Origin of the sequence: Methylorubrum sp. SL192, assembly GCF_026672325.1 — a bacterium.
GTDB classification, from domain to species: domain Bacteria; phylum Pseudomonadota; class Alphaproteobacteria; order Rhizobiales; family Beijerinckiaceae; genus Methylobacterium; species Methylobacterium extorquens.
Genome location: NZ_JAPPQV010000003.1, coordinates 3,740,267 through 3,759,480, shown reverse-complemented (window position 1 = coordinate 3,759,480; position 19,214 = coordinate 3,740,267). Strand labels below are relative to the sequence as shown.

General features: G+C 62.6%; 15 protein-coding genes, 1 tRNA gene and 1 pseudogene. 6 read left to right on the top strand and 11 right to left on the bottom strand.

Features of this window, described 5'->3' with window-relative positions:
• Positions 1 to 315 precede the first annotated feature (315 nt).
• Together OVA30_RS18380 and OVA30_RS18375 are read right to left on the bottom strand one after the other, a co-directional pair.
• A complete protein-coding gene (locus tag OVA30_RS18380) occupies positions 316 to 2,940 on the bottom strand; it encodes a hypothetical protein (protein WP_268176312.1) in 2,625 nt (874 codons plus the stop codon).
• 342 nt (positions 2,941 to 3,282) lie between these two features.
• Complete coding sequence (locus OVA30_RS18375; RefSeq protein WP_264045769.1) at positions 3,283 to 4,044, bottom strand: toll/interleukin-1 receptor domain-containing protein; 762 nt, start codon at positions 4,042 to 4,044, stop codon at positions 3,283 to 3,285.
• A 175-nt stretch (positions 4,045 to 4,219) separates the two neighbouring features.
• Between OVA30_RS18375 and OVA30_RS18370 the strand changes: the two are divergent.
• A pseudogene (locus OVA30_RS18370) lies at positions 4,220 to 5,079 on the top strand (IS3 family transposase); the annotation flags it as partial.
• A 213-nt stretch (positions 5,080 to 5,292) separates the two neighbouring features.
• On the opposite strand, the gene OVA30_RS18365 reads toward OVA30_RS18370, so the two are convergent.
• Both OVA30_RS18365 and OVA30_RS18360 read right to left on the bottom strand, forming a co-directional pair.
• On the bottom strand, positions 5,293 to 7,338 hold the full coding sequence (locus OVA30_RS18365; RefSeq protein ID WP_268176311.1) for a DUF6538 domain-containing protein: 2,046 nt from the start codon (positions 7,336 to 7,338) through the stop codon (positions 5,293 to 5,295).
• A gap of 99 nt (positions 7,339 to 7,437) precedes the next feature.
• Positions 7,438 to 7,512 (bottom strand) — tRNA-Gln (locus OVA30_RS18360).
• A 199-nt stretch (positions 7,513 to 7,711) separates the two neighbouring features.
• Between OVA30_RS18360 and OVA30_RS18355 the strand changes: the two genes are divergently transcribed.
• Both OVA30_RS18355 and OVA30_RS18350 read left to right on the top strand, forming a co-directional pair.
• A complete protein-coding gene (locus OVA30_RS18355) occupies positions 7,712 to 8,461 on the top strand; it encodes an SDR family oxidoreductase (RefSeq protein WP_268176310.1) in 750 nt (249 codons plus the stop codon).
• Between the two features lie 106 nt (positions 8,462 to 8,567).
• Positions 8,568 to 10,187, top strand: coding sequence for a peptide chain release factor 3 (locus OVA30_RS18350; protein ID WP_003596251.1), 1,620 nt, complete (start codon positions 8,568 to 8,570; stop codon positions 10,185 to 10,187).
• A 199-nt stretch (positions 10,188 to 10,386) separates the two neighbouring features.
• Here the strand turns inward: OVA30_RS18350 and OVA30_RS18345 are convergent, their stop codons facing one another.
• The 5 genes from OVA30_RS18345 to OVA30_RS18325 all read right to left on the bottom strand — a co-directional run bounded on the left by OVA30_RS18345 (position 10,387) and on the right by OVA30_RS18325 (position 13,809).
• Positions 10,387 to 10,578, bottom strand: coding sequence for a hypothetical protein (locus OVA30_RS18345; RefSeq protein ID WP_012255472.1), 192 nt, complete (start codon positions 10,576 to 10,578; stop codon positions 10,387 to 10,389).
• Between the two features lie 139 nt (positions 10,579 to 10,717).
• The gene (locus OVA30_RS18340) at positions 10,718 to 11,152 is read right to left on the bottom strand and encodes a tellurite resistance TerB family protein (RefSeq protein ID WP_003596249.1); all 435 of its coding nucleotides are present in this window, start codon (positions 11,150 to 11,152) and stop codon (positions 10,718 to 10,720) included.
• 101 nt (positions 11,153 to 11,253) lie between these two features.
• Positions 11,254 to 12,015: an ABC transporter ATP-binding protein gene (locus tag OVA30_RS18335; RefSeq protein ID WP_268176309.1), complete on the bottom strand. Its 762-nt coding sequence runs from the start codon at positions 12,013 to 12,015 to the stop codon at positions 11,254 to 11,256.
• The gene (locus OVA30_RS18330; protein ID WP_268176308.1) at positions 12,012 to 12,764 is read right to left on the bottom strand and encodes an ABC transporter permease; all 753 of its coding nucleotides are present in this window, start codon (positions 12,762 to 12,764) and stop codon (positions 12,012 to 12,014) included. Before OVA30_RS18330 ends, OVA30_RS18335 begins: the two co-directional genes overlap by 4 nt.
• 19 nt (positions 12,765 to 12,783) lie before the next feature.
• The gene (locus OVA30_RS18325) at positions 12,784 to 13,809 is read right to left on the bottom strand and encodes an ABC transporter substrate-binding protein (RefSeq protein ID WP_268176307.1); all 1,026 of its coding nucleotides are present in this window, start codon (positions 13,807 to 13,809) and stop codon (positions 12,784 to 12,786) included.
• Between the two features lie 211 nt (positions 13,810 to 14,020).
• Here OVA30_RS18325 and OVA30_RS18320 point away from each other — a divergent pair, with 211 nt between their 5' ends.
• Entirely contained in the window at positions 14,021 to 14,449 is a 429-nt protein-coding gene (locus OVA30_RS18320; RefSeq protein WP_268176306.1) for a DUF3597 domain-containing protein, read from the top strand.
• Between the two features lie 455 nt (positions 14,450 to 14,904).
• Here OVA30_RS18320 and OVA30_RS18315 read toward each other — a convergent pair whose 3' ends face one another.
• Positions 14,905 to 15,612: a DJ-1/PfpI family protein gene (locus tag OVA30_RS18315; RefSeq protein WP_268176305.1), complete on the bottom strand. Its 708-nt coding sequence runs from the start codon at positions 15,610 to 15,612 to the stop codon at positions 14,905 to 14,907.
• A gap of 326 nt (positions 15,613 to 15,938) precedes the next feature.
• On the opposite strand from OVA30_RS18315, the gene OVA30_RS18310 reads away from it, so the two are divergent.
• Positions 15,939 to 17,201, top strand: coding sequence for a flavin monoamine oxidase family protein (locus tag OVA30_RS18310; RefSeq protein WP_268176304.1), 1,263 nt, complete (start codon positions 15,939 to 15,941; stop codon positions 17,199 to 17,201).
• A gap of 179 nt (positions 17,202 to 17,380) precedes the next feature.
• On the opposite strand, the gene OVA30_RS18305 is transcribed toward OVA30_RS18310, so the two are convergent.
• Complete coding sequence (locus tag OVA30_RS18305) at positions 17,381 to 17,959, bottom strand: DUF308 domain-containing protein (RefSeq protein ID WP_268176303.1); 579 nt, start codon at positions 17,957 to 17,959, stop codon at positions 17,381 to 17,383.
• A gap of 163 nt (positions 17,960 to 18,122) precedes the next feature.
• Here OVA30_RS18305 and OVA30_RS18300 point away from each other — a divergent pair, with 163 nt between their 5' ends.
• Entirely contained in the window at positions 18,123 to 19,016 is an 894-nt protein-coding gene (locus OVA30_RS18300) for an AraC family transcriptional regulator (protein ID WP_268176302.1), read from the top strand.
• Positions 19,017 to 19,214: the final 198 nt, after the last annotated feature.

Genomic DNA, 19,214 nt, shown 5'->3' with positions numbered 1-19,214 from the left:
AGGTGTCAATGCCGCGACTTTCTTATCAACGCATACGCGGCCGACATCGTTCTATACAGCTTTTATTGCGCCCAAAAAATATTGTTCATCTAAGAAAATGTGAAAGGAAGATAGACCCTGCCGGAGAGGCCTTTTATGCCTTTCGAACCATACACTGCCGATCTTCGGCAATGATCTGCCTTCCAAATCGATCGAGATCATCTAAGGTTGCATACTGAGCCGAAGCAAAATCTCGTTTGGTACATCCGGAGGAGAAACATGCGCCCTGGCATGATAGAACAAAGCTTATAGGTGTTTTGCGAAAACATACCTAAGCTAAATAATGGGTCTGAGCAAATTCCTGCTTAAAGCTGCGAACCAGTCTTGTAGAACCACATTTTGTTCCTTATTTATGTCGCCGACCAATGCGTCTAGGAACAGTTTTTCCCCCACGTGCTCACCCAAAGCTCTGTAAGCTTCGAATTGAACCTCGCTGAAATTCTGGTGGGCGGTCGGATGATGCGGAAAGACCGGCTCATCGAGACGGTGCCTTCGCAGAAACTCTCCCTCATTACCAGTGAGAGACAATTTAACATAAAGCAAATATCCGCAAGGAATTCCGGTTCCCGGATAGATGATACGGCAGAGTCGAAAATGCGACCGACTCAATCCCGTCTCTCGTAATCTAAGATCGTCTAGGTCGATTTCGACTCGGATCCCAAAGTCTATTGCTGCCAATCTCTGCAGGTTTGCGAGACCATGAAAGGTCATCTCGGGATCCTGCTCTCCGTCGATCGCGACTATGAATTGGCATCGGCGGCGCAGAAGTTCATAAACCCCTAGATTCTCGATATGCCCGCCATCCGTGACATTGATAAACCCCGATTTTTCATTCATTGATCCGCGTAATTCTTTGAGAAGGTAGAAAATATTCGGCGGAAGTAGACGTAACTTGTTTGGCTTTCTCAACCAGTATCCAAGACGTGCGTTCAGTAATGTAAGCCAAAATCTAGCTCGATTATCCGAATTCACCCCCATAACAGGGGAAACGGCTGCGCCCGAGATGGCCATAGCTGTTCCAACGTTTAAGTTCGGATTTGAGCGCTCCCATGTCTTTGTACACTGATATCGCGTCAGCGGACTACCGCAATATGCTGGACTAAACAGGAAAAAATCTGTAAGTCGTCCTTGTATAGTAGTATTTGAAGATCCAGGCACATTGAGAGCGCAGTTCATTAGGGGATAAGAGCCGCACGATGAAATTAGCAAATCGGAAAGTTTTGTTGATACGTCAGCATTGAATGATATGTTATCTGGGATGTCATCTTTGGGTTGGATAAGAAAAGTTTCTGCGAGCTTCCTTCGATAGTGTCTGTGTGGCGATGTAAAGTTTATATCAAGCAAGATCCCAAAAATCCACAATCCGAGCAGTAAAGTTCCAAGCACGCTATAGCGATTACTGAGATCCGCAGGCCCATACGCCGTCCCAGTGAGCCACAAATATACATACAACTCTATCCCCAAAAACAGCACAGGAGCGGCAAGGGCCGCCAGAATTGTAAGAACCAATTTTGTGCGAAAGTGCCGTTGGTTTAATAGGCTGAGTAATGCCGATGCTGTAAGGGGAATTGCAGCCGAAGTGAATAGGAGCCAGCCACCAGCTCGCTCTCCGAGCGAAGCGACGCCGTTATGAATGTAACCAAGTACATTCCAGGCTAGAAGCAGAACAGCAATGCTGCTTACGAGCGCAATCAAGCCGTCCGCGTATCTTCTGAGATACGGAATAAAGCGTACTATCGAAGGGATTATCAGCGCAAATACGGCTGCTGCGACCGCAAGATAAAAGAATTTTGAACTATCTGGGCTGGGGTTTCCGTTGACTGGTCGAACTCCAGCCTCGATCCATCCGATGGTACTCGGAACAACCAATAAAGCCAGTATATTCGATGCCATGCCGTACGCTTGAGCAAAAGCAATCTTTATTCTTTCCCATAGAGAAGTTTGCAGATATTTGCTTCGGTGGCGTATGTAGCGTAACGCGGGGGCTTCACCTTTATCCAAGATAAACGGCTGCTGTGACGACTTTAACCCGATTTTCTTCTCTTTTACTTTCAGCTGCTTAGTAGCGAGGAAAGTTGTGAGAAATGAGCCTAGATAACCTCCTCCCGATACGGTTGATAGGTAGTCAAATTGGGGAAGAAGATTCCGGCGGCCGAGTGAAACTAGAATTCCAAGTGCAAATGTTGCGGACCGAATCCCGCCGCCTGAAATTGCGAGTCCGGATGCGCAAACCGCGTCCATATCTAATCCGTAATTCTTACGACGTGCCTTGATGGCGGCAACCTCAGCTAGGTTGATAGCCTCCGCGTCTTCCGGGTGAATTTTTCCAAAAGTGACATCAATACCAAATGGGAGCTGTGTTCGCACCTCTCGCTGTACGCTGTCATCCTTCTGGCCGGGTTCGGCCGCCGGCGGCGGCGCATCATCGCGTAGGTCAACCAGTAGAATGTCAAAGCACTGGAGCAGGGTTTGCAGCTTCTTCAAATCTGCGCGAAACTCGTCTGTCGAATCCAGTGCCTTAAGTGCTCCAAGTTTCGCCTCGCGATGCCAGCGAGACGTGAATGGCCGAACGTGAGTGTTGAGGACATGCCATACAACCACGTCAAAATGACGGGCACCAAAATTATTATCTGCTGCGTCGCGGGCCCGATCGAAAAGGAGCGAAACACTCTCGAGTGCAGAGACCTCGTCGCCGTCTTGATATCCAATAGCTTGGGTCGCAACGCGCGAGCTAATTTGCGTGTGGAGTATACTTGCAGCTTTCTTGTCTGCCTCCTGGGGATTCCAGATCTGCCCGCCCCAGCGCTGTAGAAACACCTCGTCAAATAAAGGATGCTCTTCGCCGGCGTAGGATTTTAATTTATCGAACCAACTTACGTGCGGCACGGCGTCTGTTCCCATCTTCGTACTAAAGCTCATGGGCCTTATTGTTTTATTTTCAGTGCGGACTAAGCAATGGTGAGCTCGAATATGCCGGCTTGTTTAGATCGTTGGTGCTTGCATGGTGCCGACTGCGGATGCTTCTAATCGACCAGCGTTCAGCAGACATGGCCAGCAAAGTTCAATGAAGCCTCGAGCCAGCCTTATTGCCTGCGTCTTGAAGTACCAAGCGGGCACGATAAGGGATGCCAGGTTTCCAGCGTCGCCCAAAGCTGAAGACTATGACAAATGCATCCTAAGGTGATCGGTGTCGTAGGCTTCGGGCCTTTGAATTAACAATTAAATTTAATTCTAGAACTTTATTTAGTCCATAAGATTAGGGTGGTTCGCAATAGACGGCACATTTCGGCAGATGGTTTTCAGAAGTTGCGGTAAGGAACTTTCACGACGAGCTCTATCTATAAGTTCGACACATGCCATGGCTACATTCGGTCTATTGACGTCATCATCCATTCGCCGCTCGAATATGTCGAACCAAATGACGCCGATCTGATCAATCGTTAGCCGGTCCGACATCGCGTATCTTAGACTGCCTAGCTTGGCGCGACCCAAGGTGTCTACGCAGGGATTCGGGCCGCCATGATGTTTGATTGGAGAGGATTGTCGAAATCCAAAGGACAACGCCTCTGACGTTTCCGATTGTGACTTAAAAAATCTCCTGAGTTGAGCGAGGCCCTTCGCGAAGGATTCACGAAAATCGATATATAAATAGCCGCTAAATTCAATTGGTAGCTCAGCGTTGTCCGTTAGAGCAGGTACGATCGTGGTCTTCTTCTCCCGTGAAAGCTCGAAAGCATAGGAAATTTCACGTTTGACCCACTCTGACTTCGAAGATTTGTCCGTGATATATAGCAAAAAATAGTCAGATCCCGCAATGCCATCTTTAATCTTATCTGCTGGTCGGTCGCCGAGCAGAATGTTATCTCGATCTATCCAAACATCGAGCCCAGCGGACCGAACAGCTTCTTTAAGTTGATCTACTTGATGTGCATCTGCCCAGCTGTAACTGATGAAAACGCGCTTTTTTTGTTCCCGCTCAGAAGGTCCGTTGCTCATCATCGACATGCGTTGTTTCCCAAACCGCGTCCACGCACACTAATCTCCTACGATAAAAGGACGGTTGCAAGCGTACTCAGCGCTCAGGCTTTGGTCGGGATTAGGGGCTCAGTTGCGGGCGATCCTCCCTCGGTTTTACTGACAACTTTGATAAGCTCGTCATGGGCCGAGAAGGTGTCCGACGATTAAGACTAAGCGCGAGTTGACGCCCGAGTTCAAACGGGAAGCGGTTGCCCTGCTGGAGAGCAGCGGCCAGCCGCAGATGCAGATCGGGGCCGAGCTTGGGATCCAGCCCTCGACGTTACGGCGGTTGCGGGCCGCGCTGAAACGGGGGCCCGCTCCGACCGCGGCTGGCTGGATCGATCGGGATCTCACTTCCAGGCTTGGTCGCGGCGCCGTCCGACCAGGCCGCCGAGATCGCGCGCCTGCGAGGTGAACTCGCCCGCACGCGCATGGAACGCGACGTCCTAGGAAAGTCACAGGCATCTTCGCGGAAATGCCCAAGTGACCTACGCCGTCATTGAGCAACATGCACGCAAGTGGCCGGTGCGTCTCATGTGCCGCGCGCTCAAAGTGTCCCTCAGCGGGTTTTATGGCTGGCGGTCAAGTCCTGAGAGTGCCCGCTCGGCCTCCAACCGTCAACTCCTGGAGGATGTCCGGCGGTTCCGTGTCGCCCATCACCGACGCTCTGATGCCCCACGGGTGCATGCCGCCCTGCTGGCCGAGGGCCGTTCAGCCAGCCGCGGGCGAGTGGAGCGACTAATGCGCCGCTACGGCATCTGTGCCCTGTCGGTGAGTCGGTTCCGGCCCTGCACGACTTATAGCCGCCACGATCTCCCGATCGCCCCGAACCTTCTGACGCAGGGCTTCTAGGCCACTCGGCCGAACACGGTCTGGCTAGCCAATATCACTTATTTGCCAACGGGCGAGGGCTTGCTCTACTTGGCTGCCGTCCTCGATCTGACCACGCGCAAGATCGTCGGCCGGTCCATGCGTGATCACATGCTCAGTGAGCTGAGTGTAGCTGCACTGATGATGGCTGCCCACACATGCACGCATCGCGCGTCTGAAGTCGCTTGTACGTGTGGTCAAGAGCGCATAATATCGGCTTGATGGCAGACAGCTAAGTGTTGGATTTTTCCCTAGTTAATTGGCATGAATTCGAGTCCTGCCGGAGACACCAATGCTCCACCTCGAATGAATAATTTCGGAGCGGTTAGAGGCGAAATAGGCAGCCCTTTGATCTACTTCAGAGGCTTAGCGCGGCGAGGCTCCTTTCGCGGCACGCTTCGACTGACGAGCGAAAGGAGCGGGCTTTTTGTCGGAAACCCAACCGAGCAGCCGAATCGGTTGCGCATCGAGATGCGCCGTCACGGCCGGTAGCTTGATGAGATCGGCGAGCATGGAGCGCAGTGCGATCGGATCACAGTACCGCTCGTCGGTCTCACCCTTGCCGCCATGCCCGAGGATGTCCGCGCGGATCTCCGTATGGACCCGCGCCTGTTTCAAGTTGTTGCCCAGGGCATGCCGGAAGGAGTGGATCACTTTCTTCCTGACGGCGGCATCAGGAATCGCGATCTTCATGCCCTCTAAGAACTCGTCATAGAGCCGATCTCCAAGGGGAGCTCTTGAGCTCGGGGATTTCAAATCCGGAAACACAAGGGAGTACCCGAGATTTTTGATAGCTTGAACGTAATCTAAAAATCCGAGGCGTAAAATCTCGGGGTGCAACGCGATGTACCGAACCGACTGATCGTTCTTGACGCGCCGCGTCTGATTCCGCCTGATATCGATGTATGCAACGCCATCGAGTTCACCCACATCATCGACATGGAGACCGCAAATTTTCTCCCGTCTTGCGCCGGTGTAGTAAAGCAGGATGATCGCAAAATACAGCGCTCGATGGATCGTGTCGGGGCCGGGCTCGAACGGTTGCCGCCAGGATTTGCAGCCAGTGAAGCAAGTCAGTCGGAAGATCGCCCCGACATCCTCGTTGGTCAGCGCCGCGCGCTTGTTGCGAGCCCGGTTCTTGGTCTTGGCCCGCAGGAGGGCGACACTGATGCCGGGGTCGAGCGGCAGTCCCTGCGCCTTCAGATAGGTCAGCAATTGGCCAAGGAAGGTTAGGTGGCGATTGAGGGTGGCACCCGAGATCCCGCGCGCCTCCGGCGCAAGCTTGGCGCCGACAGCCCTGAGTTCGGCCGTGGTACGGTTCTGATCCTTCGGGCTCTTACCATAGCTCGGCGATACGGCACGCAGAAGGCCGACGAGATCGGCGAAGTGGCTCTGGCGCAGGTCAGCGACGTCCACCAGATTATTTTCGAACAAGAGCTTGGCAAAGAGGGTGAAGATCTGGCGGGCCTGGACCTGCGTCTTAGTATCCCAGTCCTCATCCCTGGCGCGTGCCGCGATCATCGCCTCGCCGAACTCGATGACGGGGTGATTTTCGAGAGACACCACCCGGGGGCTGGGCTGTCGAGGCGACGAAGGCCTGTCTGACGCCCGATCCGCGGCCTCCTTCGCCCGCTGCGGCACAGGTTTGGAGGCCGTTGTCGGTGATTGAGAAGCCGCGGCATCGGTGAGCGGAGCGAAAGGGTGTGTGATCGCGGTGACTTCGCCGAGGACGATGGCGTCCAGCTTCGCCTCGTCTTCGATTCGCGCGCCGTCGTAGCGACGCTCGGTCGCGAAGGCGGCGGTCGCCATCGCGCGAAACGTCACCTCTTGCGCTAGCGACAGGTTCACTGACGTTGCCGGGGCCTCCTGGTTGATTAGAAGTGCTTCGAGACGCTGCTGGGGCATCCGATGCGCGCCTTGCGCGATCATCGCGGCAAGCGTGGCGCTGACCTCGGCGACATCCTCTCGGCTCAGTCCCTGCTCGGCCATCTTCGCGGCCGTGCCGTCGTCGACGAAGGCGGCAGCACCTCGACCGGCCAGCAGGCGAAAAACCCACCCCATGCGGTGGTCGCAACGTCGGCTGTCGTCGGGATCGAAGTTCGGGTCGGCGCGCTCGGCGGCGGCGACGCGATCGAGCTTGTCGAGATGAGCGAGCAGGCTCTCGCGGAATACGCCGTCGAGCTGGCGGCGGGTCATGACGATGTCGGGATCGGCGTTGGCCATGGCGCGCTGGAACATATCGTCGGAATGGGCCGTGAGTTGGCCGGCGAGGAAGCGGGCCCGACGCGGGTCGCGCGTGCCGAGGCTGACGATAAGCGCTTCGCCCTTACAAAATCGGCACAGCGGCTGCGGGATTCGGCGGCGCCAGGTATAGGTCGCGCCGCGGCGATAGGCATGGGCGATGGCGGGCATGGGGCACATCCTGTGCTACAGGCATGTGCGACAGAGATGTGTGCCGGCTCCAAATCCGCAAGGCGAATATAGAGCAAAATCAACGACTTGCGCGGAGATTGGCTGGGGCGCCAGGATTCGAACCTGGGAATGGCGGTACCAAAAACCGCTGCCTTACCACTTGGCGACGCCCCATCGGCTTCAAGCCGCCGGATCTCTAGACGGGCCGGGCGGGACTGGCAACTGGGTTGGAGGCTTGTGCCTCGCACCGACGCGCGTTTGTGAGGGGATCACTTGGGCTCCTGCGATTGGCCGAGGGTGCACGGCGCCCCTGCACCGGATCGATGCAACCGCTTATTCTGGGGCCGGATGGCAGGAGCAGGACGGCAGAGGAATGGCGATGAGGGATCGGGTGGCGGTCGTGACCGGGGCAGGCTCCGGCATCGGGCGGGCGGTGGCGCTGGGGTTGGCGCAGGCCGGGTGGCGGCTGGTGCTGGCCGGGCGGCGGGGCGAGGCGCTGGAGCGGGTCGCGGCAGAACTGCCGGGCCCGTCGTTATGCGTGCCGACCGACGTGTCCGGTCCGCGTGCCGTCGAGGCCCTGTTCGCCGCGGTGAGCGAGCGCTTCGGGCGGCTCGACCTGCTGTTCAACAATGCCGGGATCTTCACCCCCGCCGCGACGGTGGACGAGATCGCGGTCGAGGATTGGCTCGCCAGCGTCAACGTCAACCTCACGGGCACCTTCCTCTGCACCCGCGCCGCCTTCGGGATGATGCGCAAGCAGGACCCCAGGGGAGGGCGCATCATCAACAACGGCTCGATCGCGGCCTACGCGCCACGGCCGATGTCGGCGCCCTACAGCGCCACCAAACACGCCATCACCGGCCTCACCCGCGCCACCGCGCTGGACGGGCGCCCCTTCGACATCGCCTGCGGGCAGATCGATGTCGGCAATGCCGAGACCGAGATGACGCAAAGCTTCGGGAAGGGCGCGCGGCAGGCCGACGGCTCGATCCGGCCCGAGCCCTACATGGAGGCGGCCCATGTCGCGGAGGCCGTCGTCTACATGGCCGGGCTGCCGCTCTCGGCCAACGTGCTGTTCATGACCGTGATGGCGACGAACATGCCCTTCGTCGGGCGAGGGTAGGGGAGTCGGCTTTGCGTAGGCGGCGCGGAACGCGTAGAGAGCGGAACACCGCCCGGTCCCCCTTCGAGACGAGCGGCCGACCGCCCCGCGGCGGCCGGTGCCCGCCATGCTGATGCAAACAGACGCCAAATCCGCTGACGCGAAGACCGATCCGGTTGCGCGGCGGCGCACCTTCGCCATCATCTCGCACCCGGATGCGGGCAAAACCACGCTCACGGAAAAGCTGCTGCTGTTCGGCGGCGCGATCCAGCTCGCGGGCGAGGTCAAGGCCAAGCGCAACCGCGTCTCCACCCGGTCCGACTGGATGGGCATCGAGAAGGAGCGCGGCATCTCGGTCGTCACCTCGGTGATGACCTTCGAATACGGCGACTGCGTCTTCAACCTGCTCGACACGCCGGGCCACGAGGACTTCTCGGAGGACACCTACCGCACCCTGACGGCCGTCGACTCGGCCGTGATGGTCATCGACGCCGCCAAGGGCATCGAGGCCAGAACGCGAAAGCTGTTCGAGGTGTGCCGGCTGCGGGACATCCCGATCGTCACCTTCGTGAACAAGCTCGACCGAGAGGCGCGCGACCCGTTCGAGACGCTCGACGAAATCGAGAAGACGCTCGCCCTCGACGTGGCGCCCGTGACTTGGCCGATCGGGCTCGGGCGCAACTTCGCCGGCACCTACGAACTCGGCGGCAACCGCGTGCGCCGGCTCGACGCGGCGGACGATGCCGGCACGATCCCGGTCTCGGGCTTTGGCGACCCGCTCTTCGACACGCTGCTGACGGAGAACGGCGCGGCCGATGCGTGGCGCGAGGAGGTGGAGCTCGCCGAGGGCGGTCTCAAGACCTTCGATCTCGAAGCTTTTCGCGAGGGACACCTGACCCCGGTTTTCTTCGGTTCGGCCTTGCGCAATTTCGGCGTGCGCGACCTCATCGACGGGCTCGCCCGCTTCGCGCCGCCCCCGCGCGGCCAGGAGGCGGACAAGCGCGCCGTGCAGCCGTCCGAGCCGAAGATGACCGGCTTCGTGTTCAAGATCCAGGCGAACATGGATCCGAACCACCGCGACCGCATCGCCTTTATGCGGGTCTGTTCGGGCCAGCTCCGGCGCGGGATGAAGGCCAAGCTGGTGCGCACGGGCAAGCCGATGTCGCTCTCGGCGCCACAATTCTTCTTCGCCCAGGACCGCGCCATCGCCGACGAGGCCTATGCCGGCGATGTGGTCGGCATTCCCAACCACGGGACGCTTCGCATCGGCGACACGCTGACCGAGGGCGAGGAGATTGTCTTCCGCGGCGTGCCGAGCTTCGCCCCCGAGATCATGCGGCGGATCAAGCTCACCGACGCGATGAAGGCCAAGAAGCTGCGGGAAGCGCTCCAGCAGATGGGCGAGGAGGGCGTCGTGCAGGTCTTCATCCCGCAGGACGGCTCACCGGCCATCGTCGGCGTGGTCGGTGCGCTGCAGCTTGACGTGCTGAAGGAGCGGCTCCAGGCGGAATACGGCCTGCCGATCGACTACGAGACGACGCGATTCTCGGTCTGCCGCTGGATCGAGGCGGAATCGGAGGTCGAGATCGATCGGTTCGTGAACGCCCACGGCTCGGCCATGGCGAGCGACCTCGACGGTGCGCCGGTCTTCATGGCCACCACCGCCTTCTCACTCCGCTACGAGGAGGAGCGCTGGGAGAAGATCCGGTTCACGGATGTGAAGGATTACCAGAAGCGGGCGGCGTAAGCGGCGTCTCCCGACCCCGCCATCCCGCTCTTTCCCCATCCTGAGATGCCGCGGAGCGGCCTCGAAGGAGGGCTCCGGACGTCGCGCGATCCCTGGAGCCCTCTTATCGAGGGCGACACTTCGGGATGCGGGAGTGGGTTGAGCAATCCGTCGGATAGAAGCGCTCGATGCTGAAGCTCGATCGGCCCTTCGAGCCAGCTCAGTCGTAGTCGAAATCCAGCGAACGCTCGAAGGCGATGGCGCTCATCTCGCGTCCCTTCGGGTCGGCGACGGAGATGTTGCGAAAGCCGCGTCCGGCCAGCTCCCAGGTCTTCTCGAGAGCCTGCTCGTCCGTGCCGCAGGCGAAGGCCAGCGTGCGGCCGGCGGGATCCGTGCCGGTTACCTTGTACATGGCCGCGCTCCTGTCCGAGCCGTGAAGTATAGGCTCGGTGCCGTTCGAGAGAAGGGGTTGGTCCGAGCATCGTCTTTTCCGAAAGCCGGTGACCATCTTTCGGGACAATGTTGAGAGCAGGGCGCTCCCGCGCAGCGCCTCAGACGAGCAGCGCCGCCTTGTCCACGTCGAGCGCCCGGGCCAGCTCGTCGAGCACTGCGTGCTCGCTCTCGGTGATGCCGCCCTTGTCGGCCACGTCCGCCGCGATCAGGAAGACGTGTTGGCGCTGCTCCAGGGGACGGTCGGCGATGGCCGCGACGTGCTGGCTGTTCTCCAGGCGCCCGGCGCGCAGCTCCGCACGGGCAAGTGCTTCGAACAGCGCCTGTTCCAGGGTGAGCGTGTCGTAGGATTTCTGAAGGATCGGGTTGGCCCGCATGCTGACGAGAGCCGCCTCGATCTCCTCGTCATCGGTGTCGCCGTCGGCGACGATCACGTTGGCCGCGGCGGAGACCGCCGCCTGCATGAAAACGGAATCGCCGGCGTAGGACATCACCACCCGGTTGAAACGGACAAGGGCGTCCTGAAAAAACCCCATCTTGCAATCCCCCCAGGCGCCCGGACCCAAGCGCACCACCCTAGCCCCGATGGTTCCAACGCAGGCAGAGAACCGTCAAGATGGCAAGCTTGACGGATCCCTCACAGTTCCGCCGAGCGCCGCGATAGTTCCGCCCGCAGGTGGCGCGCCGCCTCGACCAGGGCCGCGTCCCGGCGCTGGCGCGGGCGGGGCGGCGCGAGGGTGACATCCGCCGCGATCCGGCCGGGGCTGCCCGCCAGCACCACGACCCGGTCGGCGAGGTAGACCGCCTCGTCGATGTCGTGGGTCACGAACAGCACCGTCTTGCCCGTCTGCGCCTTGATGCGCTGGATCTCGTCCTGCAGGCCCTCGCGGGTGAAGCTGTCGAGCGCCGAGAACGGCTCGTCCATCAGCAGCACCTCGGGCTCGACCGCGAGGGCGCGGGCGATGGCGACGCGCTGGCGCTGGCCGCCGGAGAGCTGGTGCGGCCAACGGCCGGCGAGATCGGACAGCCCGACGAGCTTGAGCATCGCCGCCGCCCGCTCGCGGCGCTCGGGCTTCGACAGGCCGTGCCGCTCCAGGCCGAAGGCGACGTTGTCGATCACCCGCCGCCAGGGGAGCAGCCGCGCGTCCTGGAACACCAGCGCCATCGGCGTGCGGGTTTTCTGGGGATCGGTGCCGAGATGGACCGTGCCTCCGCTGGGTTTGGCCAGATCGATCAGCACGCGCAGGAGCGTCGATTTGCCGACGCCCGATTCGCCGACGATGACGAGGAACTGCCCCCGCGGCACCGCGAGATCGAGGGCGGATAGGATCTCGGTGCGCCGTCCGTTGCGCTCGTAGGCGAGGCTCAAGCCCCGGATGTCGATGATGGGACCACTCATGCGCGCCACCGCAGCAGCCAGCCCTGCAGGGCGACGAAGCCGGTATCGAACAGGCCGTACAGCCCGGCCATGGTGAGCATGTAGACCACGACGATGTCGGTGGAGAGGAGCGAGGAGGCCTGCATCATCCGCGCGCCGATGCCGGGCACGCCGAAGATCTCGGCGGCGACCACCGCCATCCAGGCCTGTCCCAGTGCCGTCCGCAGGCCGACGAGGATGCCCGGCGTGGCGGCGGGCAGGAGGATCTTGGTGAGCCGCGCAAGGGGCCCGCGGAAACCGAAGGCCTGGGCCACCTCGATCAGGTCGCGATCGACGTGGCGCACGGCGCCTTGGGTGGCAAAGAACACGATCCAAAACACGCCGATGGCGATGATGAACACGGCGGCCGTTGGCTGGACGCCGAACCAGATGATAGCGAAGGGCACCCAGGCGAGGCCGGGGATGGGGCGCAGCAGCCGCACGATCCCCGCGGTCAGGCTGTCGAACCAAGCGAACATGCCCGTGGCCAGCCCGAGGGCGACGCCCGCAAGCGCGCCCGCGCCGAGCCCGACCACGTAGTGGCTCAGGCTCTCGACGACCGCGGTCAGCCAGGCGCCGTTGGCGATCTCCCGGGCGAAGGCCGCCGGGATGGAAGAGGGCGGCGGCAGGAAGGCCGGGTTGATGAGGTCGAGCCGGGGTGCGGCCTCCCACAGGGCGAGGAAGGCGGCAAGCCCGACGACCGCCAGGGCGGCCGAGCGGAACGAGGTCATGGCGTCAGGATCGTGGAAATCAGGGCTTCTTGACCGCGTCGAACGGCTTGGCGTCGAACAGGCCGTCGGTCGGCGCCTCCTTGTCGAGGGTGCCGATCGAGACCTGATAGGCCTGCATCTTCTTCGTCGCCTCGATGATCGTGCGCGGGTCGGCGACGAACTTCGCGGCCGGCGAGGAGAGCGCCTTCTGGATCGTGGCGACGTCCGTAATGCCCTTGCCGAGCGCCGCCTCGACCGGCGGCGCGGCGCGCGCCGGATCGGTCTTCAAGAGGTCGGTTGCCTTGACCAGCGCCGAGACGAGGCCCTCGACCGCCTTCGGGTTGGCATCGGCGAACTTGCCGTAGACGGCCACCACGGTGCCCGGCTGATCGGGGAACATCTCCCCGCCGGTGGCGATCAGCGCGATCTTCGGGTTGCGGCCCTGGACGATGGTGAGCGCCGGCTCGCGGATCGAGGCGCCATCGACGGCGCCGGCCAGCAGCGCCTGCTGGGTCGCGTCGATGCCCATGGCGACGATCTCGACATCGGCCTTGTCGGCCTTCGCCACCTGCCAGAGCCAGTGCTGGAGGGTGGTGTTCGGCACCGAGCCCGGAGGCTGCGTGGCGAGTCGGGCGGGGCGGCCCTCCTTGGCCTTGAACTGCTTGAAGGCCTCGGCCTTGCTCGGGGCGGACGCGAAGTAGGGCGCGAGCTTGGGGGCTGCCACGAACACCATCTCCTCGATGGCGGTGGCGGCCACGACCCGCACGTCGATGCCCTTGGTGCGGGCGACCGCGAGCGGCGCGATGCCGGCGACGTAGACGTCGATGGTGCCGGACGCCAGCGCCTGGATCATGTTGGGGCCGGATTCGAAGGTGGTGAAGGCCGGCGCCAGCCCGGCTTCCTTGAGCCATCCCTCGCCGTTGGCGACGAAGACGGGTGCCGCGCCGATCACCGGAATGACGCCGATGCGCACGGGCACGGTCTGGGCGGCGAGCGGGACCGCGAAGGGCACGGGAAGGGCGAGAAGCCCCGCGATCAGGCCGAAGGCCTTGAACAGATTGCGCATCGAAACGGGTTCCAGGGGTGCCGGATGGCGTCCCCCATGGCACAGCGGGCGCGATCTTCCAATCGCGCTTCCACACCAGCGTCACGCGGCAGCAGCACGCCGGGCGACGAAGCTTTGCCGGCCTGCGACGGAACGGCCCCGTTCCTCCTGCCGTTTACCCAGCCGAAAGCGGCATCCACGCCGCGGGACAGACGACAGGACACCCTACGCCATGAGCCTCCTCGGCAGCATCGTCAGCAAGATCCTCAACCCGTTCGGCTCGTCGGAGGCGAAGGCCAGCGAGTCGTCCGCCAAGCCCTCCGAGACGCAGGCCCAGCCGTCCTCCGGCGGCGGCAGCGCCCCGGTCTCCACGCCCACCAGCGGCGGAACGTCGTCGGGCGGACAGGTCGATGTCGAGGCCGTGCTCAACGACCTCGCCGCGAAGAACTCGCAGAAGCTGAACTGGCGCAGCTCGATCGTCGATCTGATGAAGCTGCTCGACCTGGATTCGAGCCTGCACGCCCGCCAGCAGCTCGCCGACGAGCTGCACTACACCGGCGACAAGAACGACTCGGCCTCGATGAACATCTGGCTGCACAAGCAGGTCATCAAGAAGCTCGAAGAGAACGGCGGCAAGGTCCCGGCCGACCTCAAGGACTGAGAAGACCGATAGCGGTCACGTCGACACCCTCGCCGGCATCAGAAAGTGGGTGGCGGGAGAGAACTCCCGCCACCCACTTTCGTTTTCGAGGCCGCTCGAAGGCGTGATTTCCGGCGGATTTTCCAGAAGCCGATCAAAACCGGCACAGCGCGATCTGCCAGCGCGCCGCCAGGGCGAAGCGAACCCTTCAGGCAAGAAAAAATCCCGCACCCTTCAGCAAGGTACGGGATGAAAATTTAGAAGACCAAGGATCTCGATGGGTCAGAGATCAATTGGTACCCGGGAGAGGATTGCCCACTTTCCCAACAAAATCTAGCAAATGCAGAAGCTTAGACTGCGCGCCTCGGCAACGTTTGTACCACCGTCGATGCAGAATTCATTCGACGGTAGGGTCGCTGGTCATTCGCCAATGTCGATCTAAAGCTGCAGCGGCTGAGTGCAGCAAACAGCACCGATCAGTCCTCGCGGGAAGCAGGCGAAGGCGCATCACCGAGCCCGGGTTCTGGCGGTTGAATCGGGGCAGCGGCCTTTCGCGCTTCCGTCACAAGCGTGTCGAGAATCGCTTGCGCCCTCTGGGTAATGATCGGCCCTGCCGCGGCCGGACTTCCTGCCTCGAACGGCGGCTTGGGCGCATATTCGGCGACGAGTTGTGCCGTTCGTGCATAATCCTCGCCACGCAGGCGGGCGGCGAGTGCCAGGGCGAAGTCGAGCCCAGCCGAGACGCCGGCGGCGGTCACCCGGTTGCCGTCAAAGACGACCCGATCATCAACCGGGATCGCCCCGAGGAGCGGAAGAACAGTATCGCGAGCACACCAGTGTGAGGTCGCGCGATAGCCCTTCAAGAGCCCGGCTGCTCCGAGGATCAGCGATCCGGTACAGACACTCGTCACCCAGCGCGCCCGGCTGGCCCGATCCCGCAAAAAGGCCAGCGTAGCAGCGTCGCGCATTTGAGCGGCTGTGCCATCGCCTCCCGGCACGAAGAGCACATCCAGTTCGGTGGGACAGTCGGCAAAGCTCGTCGTGGCGATCAGGCTGAGGCCGGTGTCGCTTAAGACGGGTCCGGCGGACCGGGCGACGAGGTGGAGGGTGTCCGGCGCAAGTCCCGCCAGCAGCCCTTGTGGGCCAACCACATCGAGGGCCGTCATACCGGGATAGAGCAGCATGGCGATGCGGACTGGTGGCACCCTCACGGATGGCCTGGCTGCATCAAGCGCCTGTGACGGTCGAGCCGCCAGGAGGGCAGCGGCGGCCAGCGCAGCCGCCCCGATCTCACGCCGGTTCGCCACAGCTGTCGGCCCTCAAGTTGTGGTTCTTTCGTCCGAAAAGCGCCATTTCCGGACCTTCGTTCCCAAGGCAACGGAATGGCCCTTGTCACGTAACGGCCAACGTTGACGCGGGAGGTAGCCGCGCTTGCGGCCATCGCGGCCGGTGCTCAGACGAGAAGGCCACGACGCTTGTCCCGCCCGATGCCCGACCTCACCTCCCTCTCATGGAAAGTGCGTTCGACGTCATCATCGTAGGGGGAGGCGCCGCCGGCATCGGCGCCGCGCGACGGCTGGCAGCACACGGGCTGACTGTGCTGGTGCTTGAGGCGTCCTCGCGGCTCGGGGGGCGCGCATTCACGCAGGATCTTGGTGGGTATCCGCTCGACTTCGGTTGCGAGTGGCTCCATTCGGGTGAACGCAACGCCTGGGTCGCCATCGCCGAAGCGTCCGGCTTCTCGGTCGACCGAAGCGAACCGCCATGGGCCAAAGCGCATCCCGGCATCGTCCAGGACGAGCAGGAGGCGGCGCAAAGGGCGTTCCGGGACTGGAACGAGCGGCTTCCTCACGTCGCGCAGGGCAGCGACCGCGCGAGCGATGCCCTTGAGCCCGGGGGTCAGTGGAACGCCTACGTGCGGGCCATCGCCGGCTTCATGAGCGGAGTAGCGCCCGAGCGAATATCCGCCGCCGACTACATGGCCTACGACACGGCCTCGACCGGTCGGAACTGGAACGTGCCACTCGGATACGGCACGCTCGTTGCTGCCAGCCTACCGTCCGCGGTGGCGCTGCGCCTAGCGACCCCTGCTGAGCGGATCGACCTGACGGCGGACGGCGTCGCTGTTACTACGCGGGCCGGCACTGTCCGGGCCGGGATCGCCATCCTCACAGTCTCGACCGCAGTCCTGGCCGGCGATGCAATCCGCCTACCCTCCGGGACCGAAGCTTGGCGCGAAGCGGCCGCCGCCCTGCCGCTCGGGCGCAACGAGAAGGTCTTTCTAGAGATCGGGCGCGATACCGCTTTCGAGCCGGATTCGCACGCCTACGGCAACCTGCGCGACGTGAGGTCGGCCGCGTACTCGATCCGGCCTAACGGCTGGCCGGTCATCGAGGCGTTCCTCGGCGGCGAGGGGGCCCGCATTGTGGAGGAGGAGGGCCCAGCCGCCGGCTTCGCCCATGTGTCCACCGAGTTGATCGCCCTGTTCGGCAGCGACGTGGCATCGGCCCTTCGCCCGCTCGCGGCCACGTCGTGGAGCCGTATGGCGTTCATCGGGGGCGCCTATAGCTGCGCCCTGCCGGGGCAGTCGTTCGCGAGGGCGCGGCTGGCCCAGCCGTTCGAGGATCGGCTGTTCTTCGCCGGCGAGGCGACGCACCCGTTCGACTTCACCACCGCCCATGGAGCCCACGATAGTGGGGTGCGCGCCGCCGACGAGGCGTTGGCCGCGCTTCGGGCGAAACGTCCTGCCTTCCGGCGCGCCCTGCTTTCGTGAGAGCCGTCACGCGGGCGAACGGCGGGCGTCGTACCGCAAGGCGTCCACGGACCTACGGCGACCACTTCGTCGCGAACCGGTCTTGAGCGTGTCCAGGCCCTTTCGCCGAGAATGGGGCCGTGGGAGGCCGCCGGCGGCCAACGACGCGGGTTCGAGTGTTCAGCCGGCGCCGCGCAGAGTCATGTGGTCCGTTCCGACACTCCCTTCCGGGCCTGCGCCACGGTCAACCACACGGCTGAGACCAGGAAGTAGAAGGCACCGAACGCGGCGTAGGGAGCGATGTCCGTGATCCCAGGCGTCGAGGCACCATTCGCCTTGAAGATGAAGTGGGTGCCCGCGAGGGCCGACTGGGCTCCGCTCAGCGCCATCGCCCACTGACCACCTGCATTCCAGCGCCGCACGCCGGTCGCAAGCTGCAGCAGGCCGGAGAGGATAGCCCAGACCCCAAACACCGCCAGCACCGCGTGCTGGCTCCACCCCAGCGCGACGGCGACCGCGAGGGCGACGACGGTGCTAGCAGCCGCGTTGAGGACCTGGCTGGGATTGGCGGCCAAGCCGCCACTGCGCCGCGCGTCGATAACGTTGGCGACGGCGTCCCAGGCGGGATAGGCGACCAGGAGCGCCGCCTCGGCCGGCGGCATGGCCCTTCCGAGGGTGAAGGCGGCCGCAACCCAACCGACGGACACCCCGGCACGGAGGAAGTAATAGGAGCTCAGCCAGCCCGAAGTGTCACGGCCAGGTTGTTGGACGGTCGTCATTGACGTTCCCTTCGGGTGCGCGGCGCAGCGGAGAGTCGGGACGACGGGCAATCACGCGGCAGCCTCGGCGACCGAAACGCCAGGCTTCGTGAAAGCGGCGTCTTTTCAGAGAGATACGCCTCGCTTCGGAAGGTAGGTCTACAATCGGACGCCGATGGCACCCATGACCGGATCACTGGAAAACTTGACCGTTCTTCCGGACGCCGGACCGGGCGTCTCCGGCGACCTGCTCTCGCACGTACTGGCGCAGATCCGGCTCACCGGGGACCATGTCCGGTCACACGAAGTCGCGTGGTCGAACGTCTTGGACCTGGAAGCCGGAGCCGCCCATGTCCTGGTGGTCGCCGACGGCTCGCTCGACGTCGAGGACGGGGAGCGCGTCGTGATCAACACGGGCGATCTCGTGCTTCTGCCCCGCGGGCTCGGAGGGTCCAGGCTGGTGGCGTCCGCCTCGCACGCATCGGTGATCGTCTGCCGGTTCTCGTTCGATCCCCACAGCCTTCGCGGCATGATCTCGACCCTGCCCGGGCGCATCCACATCCGGCGCGCCGAAGGAGCCGGGTGGCTTGACGGCATCGTACCCTTCCTGATGGTCGAGGTGACTGACGACGAGCCCGGCGCGGCCCTGATGATCTCACGGATCATCGACGTCATCGTCATCCGCACCTTGCGGACCTGGGTGCAGCGCGGGCACACCACCGGATGGCTGGGGGGGTTGTCCGACGCCCGCATCGCCCGAGCGTTGAAGGTCATACACGAGCGACCACTGCAGCGCTGGAGCGTCGACACCCTGGCCGACGCGGCCGGCATGTCCCGGTCGAGCTTCTGCGAACGTTTCGCCGCGCTCGTCGGGCGCTCGCCACTGCGCTACCAGAACCAGTGGCGGCTCACGCTCGCCCGGAACATGCTCGTCGCCCGCGAGGCACGTGTCGGCGAGGTCGCACGACGGGTCGGCTATGAGTCCGAAGCAGCGTTCAGCCGTGCTTATAAGGCGATGTTCGGCCATCCACCGAGGGACGAGCCGGCACTGCCGAGCGAGAAGAGATTGCAAAAGTGAGCCGTTTGCTTGGAACGGCAGGGGCGTAATGAACCACGATCTGCTGATGTCGTGACCGCCGCTCAAAGGTCCGCTTCTTCCTGCCGAGCGGACGTTTCGGCCGGTAGGCTTGAAGGTCTGCAAGGGGTCAGGAGTTCGCACGCCGATGGTTCTGCTGTGCGCCACAACCGGACCGTGGCCTTGGGTCCAGAAGCGGCC